Genomic DNA, 15,380 nt, shown 5'->3' with positions numbered 1-15,380 from the left:
GGGGCAAACCCGCGCAGCACCCTTGCAGCTATCAGCGCACGATGTCAGCATCACTGCGGCGCCATGATGCGCAACGCCGGATGACCGTTGAGATCCTTGAGAGCGAAGTACGATCGATGCGTCGCCGGATCGACATACACGACATGAGCGTTCGGCCCCAGAGAACCTTCGCCCACTTTTGCCACATGAGTCCCGTCAAAACGGAACATCGGGACGACACCGCCCTCGCCAGCCACATACACCGTGCTCGCCGAAGCATCGAGCGCCAGTACGTCCGGATTTCGTCCCACGTCGAACGATTGGGAGACACGCATTGTGCGCATGTCCAGCACCAGCAATTTGCTGTTGCCTTCACACGCAATGAAGGCGAGTCTGGCTTGCCCAACGATGAGCAAGCCGTGATTCCCGTCTGCTCCGGGCAAGTCGATCCGCGCCGCGATTGCACCCGTCGAAAGGTCGATCTCGACCAGTTGCCGACGCGTTTGAACGTTGACGAAGATATGCCGCGTGACTGTCGATCGCCACGACTTCATTCGTTCCGGTCGCCGAGGCAAACACCCGCGAGCGCGGCGGGAACGTTGGTGGTAGCTGGCTGATGCGATGGCATGTACAGGTACAGGATCAGGATCGCGAGTCCCGACAGGGCGCACACCATGAACATGACTCGCATGGCCGAAAGCGCCGATATTTCGGAATGCGCAGCGACCCAGTCGGGGACGCCGGCCAGCAGCGCACCGAGCGCGCGCCCGCGAGCGCGCCCGCGAGGCTGTAGCGCGCGAACAATGCTGTACGTGCCTGCGCCTGCGACGCTTCGGCAAGACATGCGTGCTCGATCGGTAGAAACAGACTGACATCGTCCGCGCTCGGATTCAGCGTTCCGACGAATGCCACCGCAAGCTACAAGGTGACTCGCCTCCGGTAGTTACGCGCAAGGGTCGCGGGCGACTGCCCTCCAGCCCACTATTTACTTGACATCTAAACTATCAAAACCTAAATTATCGACGTGAGAAGACAACGGTCGGAGAGCAAGCATGCGCATCGTCTGCATCGGCGGAGGCCCGGCGGGCCTGTATTTCGGGCTTTTGATGAAGCACCGCCACCCTGGCTACGACATCACCGTCGTCGAGCGCAACCGGCCGTACGACACGTTCGGCTGGGGCGTCGTGTTCTCCGACCAGACGCTCGGCAACCTGCGCGCGGCGGACCCGCAAAGCGCCGACGCCATCCTCGATGCCTTCAATCATTGGGACGACATCGAAGTCCACGTCGGCGGCCGCACGATCCGTTCGTCGGGGCATGGCTTCTGCGGCATCGGCCGCAAACGTCTGCTGAATATCCTGCAGGCACGCTGCGAAGATCTCGGCGTAAAGCTCGTCTTCGAGACGCAAGTCGTCAACGACGAAGACTACGAGGCGGACCTCATCATTGCGAGCGATGGCGCGAACAGCGCGGTCCGGCAAAAATACGCGTCGACCTATCGACCCGACATCGATCTGCGCGATTGCCGCTTCGTGTGGCTCGGCACGAACAAGTGTTTCGACGCCTTCACGTTCGCATTCGAAAAGACGGAGTGGGGCTGGTTCCAGGCGCATGCCTATCGTTTCGACGAGAACACGTCGACGTTCATCGTCGAAGCGCCCGAGCGCGTATGGCGCGGAGCCGGCCTCGCCGACATGAGCAAGGACGACGGCATCGCGTTTTGCGAAAAGCTCTTCGCGAAGTATCTGGACGGTCACGCGCTGATATCGAACGCCACGCACTTGCGCGGCTCGGCGCAATGGATTCGCTTTCCGCGCGTGGTGAATCGTGAATGGGTGCATTGGCGCGATGGCGCGAACGGCAAGCGCACGCCCGTCGTGCTGATGGGCGATGCGGCGCATACCGCGCACTTCTCCATCGGTTCGGGCACCAAGCTCGCGCTCGAAGACGCGATCGAACTCGCGAACAGCATCGACACGGCATTCGCCAGGCAGAACGGCGATCTCGAAGGCGCGCTCGCGCATTACACGCAGGTGCGCAGCGTGGATGTGCTGCGCATCCAGAACGCCGCGCGCAATTCGACGGAATGGTTCGAGCATGTGGACCGTTACGCGGCGTTCGAACCGGAGCAGTTCGCGTATTCGCTGCTTACGCGCTCGCAGCGCATCTCGCATGAAAACCTGCGCGAACGTGATGCGCGCTATGTCGCCTCGTTCGAAGACTGGCTCGCCGCGCGCGCGGGTATCGAGCGCACTGCACAGCAACGCTCCATTCCACCGATGTTCACGCCGTTCAAGCTGCGCGGCGTCACGCTGAAGAACCGCGTGGTCGTATCGCCGATGGCGCAGTATTCCGCCGTCGATGGCGTCGCGGGCGACTATCACCTGATGCATCTCGGCGCGCGCGCGATGGGCGGCGCCGCGCTCGTCATGACGGAGATGACCTGCGTGTCGCCCGAGGCGCGCATCACACCGGGATGTCCCGGCATGTATGCGCCGGAGCATCTCGCCGCGTGGACGCGCATCGTCGATTTCGTGCATGCGCAATCGGATGCGAAGATCGGCATGCAACTCGGTCATGCGGGCGCGAAGGCATCGACGCGCGTGAGCTGGGAAGGCATCGATCAGCCGTTGCCTGATGGAAACTGGCCGCTCGTCTCCGCTTCGCCGCAACAGTACGTGCAAGGCGTGAGCCAATGGTCGCGCGAGGCGTCGCATGAAGAACTGCGTGGAATTGCAGCGCAATTCGTGCGTGCCGCCGAAATGGCCGCGCAAGCGGGCTTCGACTGGCTCGAATTGCACTGCGCGCACGGCTATTTCCTGTCGAGCTTTTTGTCGCCGCTAACGAATCATCGCACCGACCAGTACGGCGGCTCGCTCGAAAACCGTCTGCGCTATCCGCTCGAAGTATTCGAGGCGATGCGCGCGGCATGGCCGCAAGACAGGCCGATGTCCGTTCGCATTTCCGCGCACGACTGGGTGGATGGCGGCACGACACCGGACGACGCGGTCGAAATCGCACGCGCATTCAAGGCAGCAGGTGCGGACATGATCGACGTGTCGTCGGGGCAGGTCAGCAAGCAGGAAAAGCCCGTGTACGGCCGCATGTTCCAGACGCCGTTCGCGGATCGCATCCGCAACGAAGCGGGCATTGCCACGATCGCCGTCGGTGCGATCTCGCAAGCGGATCATGTGAACAGCATCATCGCGGCGGGACGCGCGGATCTCTGCGCGGTGGCGCGTCCGCATCTCGCGAATCCGGCGTGGACGTTGAACGAAGCCGCGAAGATCGGTTACTTCGACATCGCGTGGCCGAAGCAGTACGCCGCCGCCAAATCGCAACTCGAACGCAACCTGGAACGCGAGCGAGCGCTGGCCGCCGACAACGCGCGCCTCACGCCACAGGAACGCGCCCAACGCGCGGAAGGAACGGTCTGATCATGACGGCTCTCGCAGACAAGCACGCGGTCATCACGGGCGGAGGCAGCGGCATCGGTGCGTCGTGCGCAGAAGCGCTCGCACGGGCGGGCGCGCGCGTCACGTTGATGGGCCGCGATCGCGCGCGCCTCGAAGCACAACGCGAAGCGATGCGCGCGCATGGCGACGTCGCGTGCATCAGCGTCGATGTCACGAACGAAGCCGCCGTCGAGGAAGCATTTTCGCGCGCCGGTCCTGCCGACATCCTCATCAACAACGCGGGCCACGCGCAAGCCGCGCCCTTCACGCATACCGATGCCGCGCTCTGGCAACGCATGCTCGACGTGAATCTCACAGGTGTATTTCTCTGCACGCGCGCCGTGCTGCCTTCCATGCTCGAACGCGGCTATGGCCGCATCGTGAATGTCGCGAGTACGGCGGGGCAAATCGGCTATGCGTATGTCGCCGCTTACTGCGCGGCGAAGCACGGCGTCATCGGCCTCACGCGCGCGCTGGCTGCGGAAGTCGCGACGAAAGGCGTCACCGTCAATGCAGTGTGCCCCGGTTATACCGAAACCGAACTGCTGCGCGCGTCGCTCGATCAGATCATGTCGAAGACCTCGCGCAGCGAACAGGATGCGCGCGATGCCCTCGTGCGCCACAACCCGCAACGCCGCTTCGTGCAACCGGAAGAAGTCGCTAACGCCGTGCTATGGCTGTGCGCCCCCGGCTCCGATTCGATGAACGGCCAATCTATTTCCGTATCAGGTGGAGAAGTAACGTGACCCACGCCGCACGCAACAAGAAAACGACCGCCCCGACGGAGCCGAAAACGCCGCGCAAGGGCATAGAAAAGCCGGCGGACAACGTCGTCGATCTGGAAATGAGCACGGGCGCCGACAGCCACATGGGACTGCGCCTGTGGCTGCGCATGCTGACGACGACGAACCTGGTGCAAGCCGAATTGCGCAAACGCCTGCGCACGGAGTTCGATACGACCTTGCCGCGCTTTGACCTGATGGCGCAGCTCGAACGTCATCCGGAAGGCCTGAAGATGACCGAGCTGTCGCGCCGCATGATGGTCACCGGCGGCAACGTGACGGGCATCACCGATCAGCTCGAAAAGGAAGGACTCGTCTCGCGCGACATCGATCCGAATGATCGCCGCTCGATCAGCGTGCGTCTCACGCCGCAAGGCCGCGCCGCATTCGACAAGATGGCGACCGCGCACGAGCAATGGGTCGTCGAAATGTTCGGCGGCCTCGAACTGAATGAAAAATCGCAGACGCATCAGCGGCTCGGCAAACTGAAGCAGCATTTGATGAATACGCTAAAGGACTGAAGGAGACAGCGATGACCTCATCCGCCGCCGCCGCGCTTCTCGCCGGCAATCGCATGACGCTCGCGGACTATCGCGCGACGCACTTCGGCTGGTCCGTGACGAACGGCGTCGCGACCATCATGCTCAATCGCCCCGAGCGCAAGAACCCGCTGACGTTCGAGTCGTATGCGGAGTTGCGAGACCTCTTTCGCCAGCTCGCCTATGCGACCGATGTGAAAGCCGTCGTGATTCACGGCGCGGGCGACAACTTCTGTTCCGGCGGCGACGTGCATGAAATCATCGCGCCGCTCATCGATCTGCCGATGCCCGAGCTGCTGCTCTTCACGCGCATGACCGGCGATCTCGTCAAGGCGATGCGCCATTGCCCGCAGCCGATCGTCGCCGCCGTCGATGGCGTATGCGCGGGCGCGGGCGCGATCCTCGCGATGGCCTCCGACATGCGTCTCGGCACTTCGCGCAGCAAGCTCGCGTTCCTGTTCGCACGTGTCGGCCTCGCGGGCTGCGACATGGGCGCGTGCTCGATCCTGCCGCGCATCATCGGCCAGGGACGTGCGGCCGAACTGCTCTTCACGGGCCGCGCCGCGAGCGGCGACGAAGGCTACGACTGGGGCTTCTACAACCGCCTCTGCACGCCCGAGACTTTGCTCGACGAAGCCGCGAAGCTCGCATCCGAACTCGTCGCAGGCCCGACCTTCGCGCACGGCATCACAAAGAAGATGCTGCATCAGGAATGGAGCATGAGCATCGACGAAGCGATCGAATCGGAAGCGCAGGCGCAAGCCATCTGCATGAGCACGCGCGATTTCGAGCGCGCATATCGCGCGTTTGCCGCGAAAACGCGCCCCGTCTTCGAAGGTGATTGAATGAACGTCGATCTGCACAGCGCGCTCGCGTGGCCCTTCTTCGATGAACGGCATCGCGTACTCGCGCGCGATGTCGATGCATGGGCGCACACGCATCTGAAGCACGTCGATCACGCCGATACCGACGCCGCCTGCAAGCGCCTCGTGCGGATGCTGGGCGACGCGGGCTGGCTCAAGCATTGCGTCGGCGGGACGCAATACGGCGCATCGAACGAGTCGATCGACACGCGCGCCGTGTGTCTGCTTCGCGAAACGCTCGCGAAGCACGACGGCCTCGCGGACTTCGCCTTCGCCATGCAGGGCCTCGGCTCCGGCGCGATCTCGCTCGCCGGCACCGACGAGCAAAAGGCGCGCTATCTGCCGCGTGTCGCGAACGGCACGGCACTCGCGGCGTTCGCATTGTCGGAGCCCGACGCAGGCTCGGATGTCGCGGCGATGTCGCTCGATGCGCGCGCCGACGGCGATGACTACGTGCTGAATGGCGACAAGACATGGATCTCGAACGGCGGCATCGCGGATTTCTATGTCGTGTTCGCGCGCACCGGCGGAGCACCGGGCGCGCGCGGCATCAGCGCGTTCATCGTCGATGCGGATACGCCGGGGCTGCAGATCGCCGAACGCATCGACGTGATCGCGCCGCATCCGCTCGCGCGGCTGCATTTCGACAAGGCGCGCGTGCCGCGCAGCCAGATGCTCGGCGCGCCAGGCGAAGGCTTCAAGATCGCCATGCGCACGCTCGACATCTTCCGCACGTCCGTTGCGGCCGCATCGCTGGGCTTCGCGCGCCGCGCAATGCAGGAGGGACTCGATCGCGCCGCGTCGCGCAAGATGTTCGGCCAGACGCTCGGCGACTTCCAGCTCACGCAGGCAAAGCTCGCCCAGATGGCGCTGACCATCGACACGAGCGCGCTGCTCGTCTATCGCGCCGCGTGGTTGCGCGATCAGGGCGAGAACGTCACACGCGAAGCAGCCATGGCGAAGTGGCACGCGAGCGAAGGCGCCCAACAAGTGATCGATGCTGCCGTGCAGTTATGGGGCGGCCTCGGCGTGAAAAGCGGCACGGCAGTCGAATCGCTTTACCGCGAGATTCGCGCGCTGCGCATCTATGAAGGTGCGACGGAAGTGCAGCAGTTGATCGTCGGACGAGACTTGTTGAAAGCGCACGGAGAACGTCAACGATGACGCAAGCCTTCGATATGCCGATGCGCATCCGCTTCGCGCATTGCGACCCGGCGGGCATCGTCTATTTCCCGCAATACCTCGTGATGACGAACGCGCTCGTCGAGGACTGGTTCAACGACGCGCTCGGCATCGACTATGCAGCGATGATCTCCGCGCGTCGCGTCGGGCTGCCCATCGTCAAGCTCAACTGCGAGTTCTCGCGGCCGAGCCGCATGGGTGAAACGGTGACGTTCACGCTGGCTGTCGATTCCGTCGGACAGCGCTCGATTCGCATCGACATCGTCGGTCATTGCGATGGCGAAGTGCGCTTTCGCGCGAAGCAGGTTCTCGTGACGACATCGCTCGACGATGGCCGCTCGATCGACATTCCCGGCGACATCGCCCGCGCCATCGAACGGTTCGCGCCGGGCACGAGCCGCGCATTGCAAGAGGAGACACGCTCATGAAAAAGACGCTTCTGCCTTCGGGCTGGCTCAAGCCGCGCGGCTACGCGAACGGCGTCGCGGTGCGCGGCACGCAGGTGTATATCGCCGGACAGATCGGCTGGGACGAACAGGCGCGCTTCGTGAATCACGAGTTCGGCGCGCAGGCCACCCAGGCGCTGCGCAACGTCGTGGCGATTCTGCGCGAAGCAGGCGGCAAGCCCGAGCACCTCGTGCGCATGACGTGGTACGTGACGGACAAACGCGCGTATCTCGCGGCGGCGAAGGAAATCGGCGCGGCGTTTCGCGAGCTGATCGGCGACTACGATATCGCGATGAGCGCGGTGCAGGTCGTCGCGCTCATCGAAGACGAAGCACTGGTGGAAATCGAAGCCACGGCGGTTATTCCCGATTAAGCGGAGAGCACGATGGAACGGTCAGCACACGTCGATACATTCGCGCGCGATCATCTGCCGCCACAGGAACAATGGCCGGTGTTCATGCTCGACAACGCGGATGTCGCCTATCCCGCGCGCATCAATTGCGCGACCGAGTTGCTCGATCGCGCAATCGAACGCGGACATGGCGATCGCCCCGCAATCTGGTCCGATGTGAACGGCGAGCCTCGTGCGACGAGTTATCGCGAGTTGCGCGCGCTCGTGAATCGCAGCGCGCATGTGCTCGTCGATGAGATGGGCTTGCGTCCGGGCAACCGCGTTCTGCTGCGCGGGCCGAATACCTTGCAGATGGCGGTCGCGTTCTTCGCGGCGTTGAAGGCGGGTCTCGTCGTCGTGCCGACCATGCCACTCCTGCGCGCGAAGGAGCTCAAGCAGATCATCGACAAGGCGCGCATTTCAGCGGCGCTATGCGATGTGCGCCTGACGGAAGAACTGAAACGCTGCGAGACGCCGGGCGACGCGTTCCATTGCGAAGCGCTTGCGCAGGTTCTCATGTTCCATGACGACGCACCCGGCTCGCTCGAATCGCTCGCGGCGACGAAGCCCGATCATTTCGATGCGTGCGACACCGCCGCCGACGACGTGTGTCTCATCGCGTTCACGAGCGGCACGACGGGCGCGCCGAAAGGCTGCATGCACTTTCATCGCGACGTGCTAGCCATGTGCGATCTGTTCCCGCGACACATCCTCAAGCCGGCATCCGATGATGTGTTCTGCGGCACGCCGCCGCTCGCGTTCACGTTCGGTCTCGGCGGCCTGCTCTGCTTTCCGCTGCGTGTGGGCGCATCGACGGTACTGCTCGAAAAGCTCACGCCCGAAACGCTGCTGCGAACCGTCGAACGTTTTCGCGCGACGATCATGTTCACCGCGCCGACCTTCTATCGGCAGATGGCGCCGCTCATCGCGGGCTTCGACGTACGAAGCCTGAAGAAGACCGTGTCCGCGGGCGAAGCCTTGCCCGATTCGACACGCGTGCTATGGCGCGAAGCGAGCGGCATCGAGATGATCGACGGCATCGGCGGGACCGAGATGATCCACATCTTCGTTTCGTCGGCGGGCGCGGACGTGCGCGAGCACGCTATCGGACGCGCGGTGCCGGGCTATGCCGTGCAGGCCGTCGACGATGCGATGCAGCCGGTGCCGGCCGGCACGATCGGCAAGCTCGCAGTGCGCGGCCCAACCGGTTGCCGCTATCTCGCGGACGAGCGTCAGACGAAGTTCGTGCGCGACGGCTGGAATCTACCGGGCGATTCCGTCGTGATCGATGAAGACGGCTACGTGTTCTATCAGGCGCGCGCCGACGACATGATCGTATCGGCGGGCTACAACATTTCCGGGCCGGAAGTGGAAAGCGTGCTGATGCAGCACGAGGCCGTCGCGGAATGCGGCGTGATCGGCGTGCCCGACCAAACGCGCGGGCAAGTGGTGAAGGCATTCGTCGTGCTCAATCCCGGCTTCACGGCCGATGATGCGCTCATCGCCGAATTGCAGGACTTCGTGAAGCGCAATGTCGCGCCTTACAAATATCCGCGCATCGTGGCCTTCCTCGATGCCTTGCCGCGCACCGAAACGGGCAAGCTCAAGCGCTTCGCGCTGCGCTCGATGTAGCGGGAAGGAAAGACGTTTGCTTGGTAGAGTACGGGTCATGCCCGCCGTGAGGCGGCTCGCCCACTCTTCCGAGCAAACAAGAAAAATGCTTCTTTCACGACGTTTCCTTGTTGTTTCTCTTTCCGCCGCGCTTGCAATCACCGCGCAGACTGCATCGGCCGCGAGCAAGACGCTCGTGTTCTGCTCCGAAGGCAGTCCCGCCGGCTTCGATTCCGCGCAGTACACGACCAGCACGGACTTCGATGCGGGCGCTCACGCCGTCTATGACCAACTCGTCGAATTCAGGCGCGGCACGCTCGATCTCGTGCCCGGTCTCGCGGAGCAGTGGGAGGAATCGCCGGATGCGAAGACCTTCACGTTTCATCTCCGGCACGGCGTGAAATTCCAGTCGACACCGTATTTCAAGCCCACGCGCGACTTCAACGCGGACGATGTCGTGTTCACGTTCAAGCGCATGATCGATCCGAACGATCCGTTCCAGAAGGCGCATCCGGTCAGCTTTCCGTATCTGACCGATCTCGGCTACGACAAGAACATCGCGTCCGTCGAGAAGCTCGACGATTACACCGTGCGCTTCACGCTCAAGACCGCGGACGTCGTGTTCGTGCGCAACATCGCAATGGAGTTCGCGTCGATCGTTTCGGCGGAATATGCCGCACAATTGCTGAAGCAGGGCAAGCCCGAAGACCTCAATCAGAAGCCTGTAGGCACGGGCGCGTTCGTATTTCGCGACTATCAGAAAGACGCGACGATCCGGTATGACGCGAATCCGACGTACTGGAACCGGAAGGATGTGCACATCGAGAAGCTCGTCTTCTCGATCACGCCGGATGCCGCCGTGCGCCAGCAAAAGTTATCGAGCGGCGAATGCCAGGTGACGTCGTTCCCGCGCCCCGCCGATATCGCCGCATCGAAGCAGGACCCGAAGCTCACGGTGCTGTCCGGTGTCGGCTTCAATGTCGCCTATGTGGGCTACAACACGACGCACAAGCCGCTCGATAACGCGAACGTGCGACGCGCGCTCGACATGGCCATCGACAAGCAGGCGATCATCAAGACCGTCTACGAAGGCGCCGCGACCATCGCGACGAACCCGATGCCGCCTTCGCAATGGTCGTATAACAAGGCGTTGAAGGACGCGCCACGCGATCCCGCGAAGGCGAAGGAACTGCTGAAGGATGCGGGCTTTCCGAACGGCTTCACCATCACGCTATGGGCGATGCCCGTGCAGCGCGGCTACAATCCGAACGCGCGCCTGATGGCGCAACTGATTCAATCGGACTGGGCGAAGATCGGCGTGAAGGCGAATATCGTCACGTACGAATGGGCCGAGTACAACAAGCGCGCGAAAACGAACGGCGAGCACGACGCGATTCTCTACGGCTGGCTCGGCGACAACGGCGATCCCGACAACTGGCTCGGCACGACGCTGGGCTGCGACGCCGTCCACGGAAGCAACATGGCGAAGTGGTGCAACAGGCAGTTCGACGATCTGCTCGCAAAAGCGCGCCTCATCACGGATCAGAACGCGCGCACGAAGCTCTATGAAGAAGCGCAGGTGGTCTTCAAGGATCAGGTGCCGTACACGCCGCTCGCGCACGCCAACATCTTTCAGCCGATATCGAAGCGCGTGCACGGCTATCTGATCAGCCCGCTCGGCGGGCATCGCTTCGACGGGATCACGCTCGACTGATTGCGGCGGTTTTTTCAGCCTCCGCGAAGCCAGGCATCGATGCTGTCGCGCTCTTCGCGCTTGCCCGACTGCGTCTTGTAGGCATCGCCGCCGCCGACTGCGCCGGTGCCCGCATCCGGCATGTCGCGCATGTTTTGCGTGTCGTGCTTCGCGCTCATCGCATGAACGGCAGACGGCGCGTGCGATGCCGGTGCGACCGTGCTTGAATCGTCCGCGAAGGCGGGAACAGCTAATGACGCCGCGCTCGCGACGATAAGAACGGCAATGGTCTTCGCTTTCATGGCGATCCCCGTGAACGTGTCGATAAAAAGAGGCGCGACGATCGACACGTTTGCCGGAATCGAATCATGGTGCCGAAGCATCGCGCCCGCCTCATTCATTGCACGGCCTGTGCCAATGACGATAGACGCATCGCTCTGATTCTCTGAGAGGCCTGTGAACAAAGGGGCTCGGCGTGGCGCGCGAGCATCGTCGAAGCGCGCGGGTGTGGGATCGCGGCCAACGCTTGCGCGATGCCTGTGCGATGCGATCCGACAACACGAGCGTGCGTGTGTCGCTTTCTGCCGATTCAGAGACGCGTGAGCGAAGGCATGGGCGCGTCGCTATCCGCACACTCTAGAACCATCATGCCGAGGGCCGCGCGCCTCATCGGCGGCCTTTCTGCGCGAACACACGCAGCCGCACGCGTTCGCCTTGAAAACTGGAGTGAGACAATTGAGCCCCTCGCACGAGCGTAATGCCCGCAGCAAATCGTCGCCGAATCTCACGCTGGGCGATATCACCGTCGTCGATCACGCGCTTCTCAAACGTGCCGTCGGCGCGATGGCGCTCGGCAATGCGATGGAATGGTTCGACTTCGGCGTCTATAGCTATATCGCCGTCGTGCTGGGCAAAGTATTTTTTCCGTCGAGCAGTCCGTCCGCGCAGTTGATCGCGACCTTCGGCACGTTCGCTGCCGCCTTTCTCGTGCGGCCTATCGGCGGCATGGTGTTCGGCCCGCTCGGCGACAGGATCGGCCGCCAGCGCGTGCTCGCCATGACGATGATCATGATGGCCGTCGGCACGTTCTGCATCGGCCTGATTCCGAGCTATCACTCGATCGGCATTCTCGCGCCCGTGCTGCTGCTCGTCGCGCGTCTCGTGCAGGGCTTCTCGACGGGCGGCGAGTACGGCGGCGCGGCCACGTTCATCGCCGAGTTCTCGACCGATGCGCGGCGCGGCTTTTACGGCAGCTTTCTCGAAGTCGGCACGCTCGCGGGCTATATTCTCGGCGCGGGCACGGTCGCACTGCTGACCGCGCTGCTCCCGCACGACGCTCTGCTCTCGTGGGGATGGCGCGTGCCCTTCATGATCGCGGGACCGCTCGGTCTCGTGGGCCTCTATATCCGCATGAAACTGGAAGAAACGCCGGCGTTCAGGAAGGAAGCCGAGACACGCGAGGCGCATGAACGGTCGCGTCCGAAGCAAACGTTCGCCGAGCTTCTCTCGCAGCAGTTCAAGCCGATGATGCAATGCGTCGGCCTCGTGCTGATCTTCAATGTCACAGACTATATGGCGCTGTCGTACCTGCCGAGCTTTCTGTCGGCCACCCTGCATTTCGACGAAACGCATGGCCTCTTTCTCGTGCTGCTCGTGATGGTGCTGATGATCCCGATGACGCTCTTCGCGGGCCACCTTTCCGACCTGATCGGCCGCAAGCCGGTGATGCTGTTCGGCTGTATCGGGCTCTTCGCGCTCTCGATTCCCGCGCTTGTGCTCGTGCGCGCGGGCGCGCTGCTGCCGGTGTTTCTCGGGCTGCTGATACTCGGCGCGCTCCTTTCGACATTCACGGGCGTGATGCCTTCAGCGCTGCCCGCGCTCTTTCCGACGCGCATTCGTTTTGGCGCGCTCGCCATCGGCTTCAATGTGTCCGTGTCCCTGTTCGGCGGCACGACGCCGCTCGTCACGGCATGGCTCGTCGATGCAACGGGCAATCTGATGATGCCCGCGTATTACCTGATGGCGGCATCCGTGATCGGCGCGGTGTCCGTGCTCGCGTTGCGCGAGACGGCGCGCGAGCCGTTGCTCGGCTCGGGGCCGTGCGTCGCGACTAAAGCGGAAGCGCTCGCCCTCACGCGCAAGAAGCTGAAGGTCGTTCGGTCGGGCAAACGCGAGCGCGAGGTCGTGCCGCAAAAGAAGCGCGCATGAACGTCGCCGCATTCATGCTGCAAGCGCGTTCTTCAACGCTTCGAGAAACCTCACGTAAGCGGTCGCGCCCGGGTCCGCGTGCCCGATGCTGCGCTCCTGCACCCACGCGGCGCGGCCCTTTTTCGATTGCATCGTGGCGGTCGCGCTGACCTGCTCGCGGGCCTTCGCGATCATCGCGTCGAGCGCGTCCGTCGCGTTGCCTTGCGATGCGGCCAGCACATCGAGACTCGGCACGAGTGCATCGAGCACGGTCTTGTCGCCGACCTGACTCTTGCCGCGCTCGATGATGCGCGCCGCCACCGCCTGGCCGATTCCGAGCGCTTCGTCGCGCCCGATCGCGTCCTTGTCCTTCACCGTCTTCGCGGCAGCGAGCAGGCCACCGCCGACGAGCGCGGCGAACGTCGATGGATTCGCCGTCGAAAACGCCTTGGCGGCGGCAAGCATGACTTCGTTCAGTGTCGCCTCTTCGGGCAGCGCGCCCAGTGCCTTCACGACCGCCGCCGATCCCGACTGCACCGTGATCCCGAGATCGCCATCGCCGAGCGCGGCATCGAGATCGCGCAGTTCGTCGGCATGTGCGGGAAGCGCGTTCAGTGCGCGCGTGAGGATGTCCCGCAGTTCCTTGCTCGTTACGCTCATCGCAGCTCCTTTCAGGACTCGGTGCCGTCGCGGAAGAACGGCGAACGCGCGGGCGCTTCGAGCAGCGCTTCGAGTTCGTCGTCGAGCAGCATCACCGTGATCGATGCGCCCGCCATTTCGAGGCTCGTCACGTATTCGCCGACATACGAGCGCGCGATCTTGAGCCCTTCGTCGGCGATGAGCTTCGCGCAACGTCGATACAGCAGATAGAGTTCTTCGAGCGGCGTCGCGCCGAGGCCGTTGACGAGCAGCGCGACGCGCGAACCCTTCGGCGCGGCGAGATCATCGACGATCTGCCGGGTGATGCGCTCGGCGATGGCATCGGCGGATTCGAGCTTGCCGCGATGCGTGCCCGGCTCGCCGTGTATGCCGATCCCGATCTCCATTTCGCCTTCGGGCAACGTGAATGTGGGCTTGCCGGCGGCGGGCAGGATGGTGGGGGACAGGCCGACGCCCATCGTGCGGCAGTTCGCGTTGGCCTTGGCGCAGATGCGCGCGACATCATCGAGCGAATCGCCGCGTTCGGCCGCCGCGCCTGCGCATTTGAAGGCGAACACCATGCCCGCGACGCCGCGGCGGTCGTCTGCGCGGTCTTTCGGCGCGGAGGCGACATCGTCGGTCAGCACGACCGTTTTGATGTCGATGCCTTCGGCGTCCGCGAGGTCCGCTGCGAGGTCGAAGTTGAGCACGTCGCCGCCGTAGTTGGCATAGACATAGAGCACGCCGGCGCCGCCGTTGACCGCTTTCGTTGCTTCGAAGATCTGCTCCGATGATGGCGATGAGAATACGTTGCCGACCGCTACGCCGCCGCACAGGCCCTCGCCGACGTAACCGAGGAAGCCGGGCATGTGGCCCGAGCCACCGCCGGTGATGATGCCTACGCGGCCTGGTTTTGGAGCGTCGGCTCGGACCAGCGCGCGGTGGTCTTCAGTCGCCGGTTTGATCCATTTCGGATGGGCAAGTAGTAGTGATTCGATGATTTCATCGACGAAATTTTCGGGCTGGTTGATGATCTTTTTCATGGTTTTGTGGCTCCTTTGTCTCGTTGGTTCGTTTGCGCTTGCGCTTGCGCTTGCGTTTGCGTTTGCGTTTGCGTTTGCGTGGAATCCTGTTTTCTTGTCGGTCTATTAGCACTGCCCCTGTGCGGGGCGGCAGTCACTTTCTTTGCTGCTGCAAAGAAAGTAACCAAAGAAAGCAGCTCCACACGCCCGCGGTCACACGCAGTTTGGCCACGCTTGCCAGCCCATCGTGGGCTGCCTAAGTGTCGCCCTCAAAGGACTAACCGGGCTTGGATCGCGCACGGTCTGTCACCTCGCGTCGCATGGCGGAGCGGTTCAGCACCAAATGGCTCCAGCCCGCTTCGCGGCCGTTGGGTCAATCGGGTCCGCCCGAACTTTCTTTACTAACGCCTCCATCTCACTGCAAGTGCCGACCGATGTTGTCCCTTGCAGACCCAGCGGCAGCGCGTAGCGCTGTGCCGAAGCTATTTCGTGCTGAACCTGTGTCCTTAGAGCACTAGCTTGTCAGACCGTGCGCGATCCAAGCCCGGCGGGGCCTATGAGGGCACTCTCTACAGAGCCCACGATCGGCT

Annotated in this window: 14 protein-coding genes and 1 pseudogene; 10 read left to right on the top strand and 5 right to left on the bottom strand. The window is 63.3% G+C overall.

Annotated features, from left to right (window positions below):
• Positions 1 to 50: 50 nt before the first annotated feature.
• Both NCT32_RS25180 and NCT32_RS25175 read right to left on the bottom strand, forming a co-directional pair.
• The gene (locus NCT32_RS25180) at positions 51 to 395 is read right to left on the bottom strand and encodes a hypothetical protein (protein ID WP_143756263.1); all 345 of its coding nucleotides are present in this window, start codon (positions 393 to 395) and stop codon (positions 51 to 53) included.
• Between the two features lie 160 nt (positions 396 to 555).
• Positions 556 to 897, bottom strand: a pseudogene (locus NCT32_RS25175) (MFS transporter); the annotation flags it as partial.
• A gap of 134 nt (positions 898 to 1,031) precedes the next feature.
• Between NCT32_RS25175 and NCT32_RS25170 the strand changes: the two are divergent.
• From NCT32_RS25170 to NCT32_RS25130, 9 genes are all read left to right on the top strand, one after another.
• A complete protein-coding gene (locus tag NCT32_RS25170) occupies positions 1,032 to 3,416 on the top strand; it encodes a bifunctional salicylyl-CoA 5-hydroxylase/oxidoreductase (protein WP_061116242.1) in 2,385 nt (794 codons plus the stop codon).
• A gap of 2 nt (positions 3,417 to 3,418) precedes the next feature.
• Positions 3,419 to 4,180, top strand: a complete 762-nt coding sequence (locus NCT32_RS25165) for an SDR family NAD(P)-dependent oxidoreductase (RefSeq protein ID WP_061116241.1) — start codon at positions 3,419 to 3,421, stop codon at positions 4,178 to 4,180.
• Positions 4,177 to 4,737: a MarR family winged helix-turn-helix transcriptional regulator gene (locus NCT32_RS25160; protein WP_061116240.1), complete on the top strand. Its 561-nt coding sequence runs from the start codon at positions 4,177 to 4,179 to the stop codon at positions 4,735 to 4,737. The genes NCT32_RS25165 and NCT32_RS25160 overlap by 4 nt, the downstream gene beginning before the upstream one ends.
• 11 nt (positions 4,738 to 4,748) lie before the next feature.
• The gene (locus NCT32_RS25155) at positions 4,749 to 5,600 is read left to right on the top strand and encodes an enoyl-CoA hydratase family protein (protein WP_061116239.1); all 852 of its coding nucleotides are present in this window, start codon (positions 4,749 to 4,751) and stop codon (positions 5,598 to 5,600) included.
• Positions 5,601 to 6,782 (top strand): acyl-CoA dehydrogenase family protein, encoded by a 1,182-nt coding sequence (locus NCT32_RS25150; RefSeq protein ID WP_061116238.1) that lies wholly within the window; start codon positions 5,601 to 5,603, stop codon positions 6,780 to 6,782.
• Entirely contained in the window at positions 6,779 to 7,228 is a 450-nt protein-coding gene (locus NCT32_RS25145) for a thioesterase family protein (RefSeq protein WP_061116237.1), read from the top strand. The genes NCT32_RS25150 and NCT32_RS25145 overlap by 4 nt, the downstream gene beginning before the upstream one ends.
• Positions 7,225 to 7,620, top strand: a complete 396-nt coding sequence (locus NCT32_RS25140) for a RidA family protein (RefSeq protein ID WP_061116236.1) — start codon at positions 7,225 to 7,227, stop codon at positions 7,618 to 7,620. The genes NCT32_RS25145 and NCT32_RS25140 overlap by 4 nt, the downstream gene beginning before the upstream one ends.
• 12 nt (positions 7,621 to 7,632) lie before the next feature.
• Entirely contained in the window at positions 7,633 to 9,270 is a 1,638-nt protein-coding gene (locus NCT32_RS25135) for an AMP-binding protein (protein ID WP_061116235.1), read from the top strand.
• Positions 9,271 to 9,355: 85 nt separating this feature from the next.
• Positions 9,356 to 10,963 (top strand): ABC transporter substrate-binding protein, encoded by a 1,608-nt coding sequence (locus tag NCT32_RS25130; protein ID WP_086960704.1) that lies wholly within the window; start codon positions 9,356 to 9,358, stop codon positions 10,961 to 10,963.
• Between the two features lie 14 nt (positions 10,964 to 10,977).
• Here the strand turns inward: NCT32_RS25130 and NCT32_RS25125 are convergent, their stop codons facing one another.
• Entirely contained in the window at positions 10,978 to 11,325 is a 348-nt protein-coding gene (locus NCT32_RS25125) for a hypothetical protein (RefSeq protein WP_250477786.1), read from the bottom strand.
• Positions 11,326 to 11,677: 352 nt separating this feature from the next.
• Between NCT32_RS25125 and proP the strand changes: the two genes are divergently transcribed.
• Positions 11,678 to 13,150 carry a glycine betaine/L-proline transporter ProP gene (gene proP, locus NCT32_RS25120; RefSeq protein ID WP_061116232.1) on the top strand — a complete coding sequence of 491 codons (1,473 nt, stop codon included), beginning with the start codon at positions 11,678 to 11,680 and terminating at the stop codon, positions 13,148 to 13,150.
• A 12-nt stretch (positions 13,151 to 13,162) separates the two neighbouring features.
• Here proP and NCT32_RS25115 read toward each other — a convergent pair whose 3' ends face one another.
• Both NCT32_RS25115 and NCT32_RS25110 read right to left on the bottom strand, forming a co-directional pair.
• Entirely contained in the window at positions 13,163 to 13,789 is a 627-nt protein-coding gene (locus NCT32_RS25115) for a DAK2 domain-containing protein (RefSeq protein ID WP_061116231.1), read from the bottom strand.
• 11 nt (positions 13,790 to 13,800) lie between these two features.
• Positions 13,801 to 14,811: a dihydroxyacetone kinase subunit DhaK gene (locus tag NCT32_RS25110; RefSeq protein WP_250490613.1), complete on the bottom strand. Its 1,011-nt coding sequence runs from the start codon at positions 14,809 to 14,811 to the stop codon at positions 13,801 to 13,803.
• Between the last annotated feature and the right edge of the window lie 569 nt (positions 14,812 to 15,380).

This window comes from Caballeronia sp. INML2 (genome assembly GCF_023631365.1).
In the GTDB taxonomy this organism is placed as follows: Bacteria; Pseudomonadota; Gammaproteobacteria; order Burkholderiales; family Burkholderiaceae; genus Caballeronia; species Caballeronia turbans.
This window is presented reverse-complemented; position numbering and strand designations above follow the sequence as displayed.

What these genes read in the sequence shown, in the direction of transcription:
- NCT32_RS25170 (WP_061116242.1), top strand. Translation starts at nt 1,032, where the DNA reads ATGCGCATCGTCTGCATCGGCGGAGGCCCGGCGGGCCTGTATTTCGGG.
- NCT32_RS25165 (WP_061116241.1), top strand. Translation starts at nt 3,419, where the DNA reads ATGACGGCTCTCGCAGACAAGCACGCGGTCATCACGGGCGGAGGCAGC.
- NCT32_RS25155 (WP_061116239.1), top strand. Translation starts at nt 4,749, where the DNA reads ATGACCTCATCCGCCGCCGCCGCGCTTCTCGCCGGCAATCGCATGACG.
- NCT32_RS25150 (WP_061116238.1), top strand. Translation starts at nt 5,601, where the DNA reads ATGAACGTCGATCTGCACAGCGCGCTCGCGTGGCCCTTCTTCGATGAA.
- NCT32_RS25145 (WP_061116237.1), top strand. Translation starts at nt 6,779, where the DNA reads ATGACGCAAGCCTTCGATATGCCGATGCGCATCCGCTTCGCGCATTGC.
- NCT32_RS25140 (WP_061116236.1), top strand. Translation starts at nt 7,225, where the DNA reads ATGAAAAAGACGCTTCTGCCTTCGGGCTGGCTCAAGCCGCGCGGCTAC.
- NCT32_RS25135 (WP_061116235.1), top strand. Translation starts at nt 7,633, where the DNA reads ATGGAACGGTCAGCACACGTCGATACATTCGCGCGCGATCATCTGCCG.
- NCT32_RS25130 (WP_086960704.1), top strand. Translation starts at nt 9,356, where the DNA reads ATGCTTCTTTCACGACGTTTCCTTGTTGTTTCTCTTTCCGCCGCGCTT.
- NCT32_RS25125 (WP_250477786.1), bottom strand. Translation starts at nt 11,325, where the DNA reads ATGCTTCGGCACCATGATTCGATTCCGGCAAACGTGTCGATCGTCGCG.
- NCT32_RS25115 (WP_061116231.1), bottom strand. Translation starts at nt 13,789, where the DNA reads ATGAGCGTAACGAGCAAGGAACTGCGGGACATCCTCACGCGCGCACTG.
- NCT32_RS25110 (WP_250490613.1), bottom strand. Translation starts at nt 14,811, where the DNA reads ATGAAAAAGATCATCAACCAGCCCGAAAATTTCGTCGATGAAATCATC.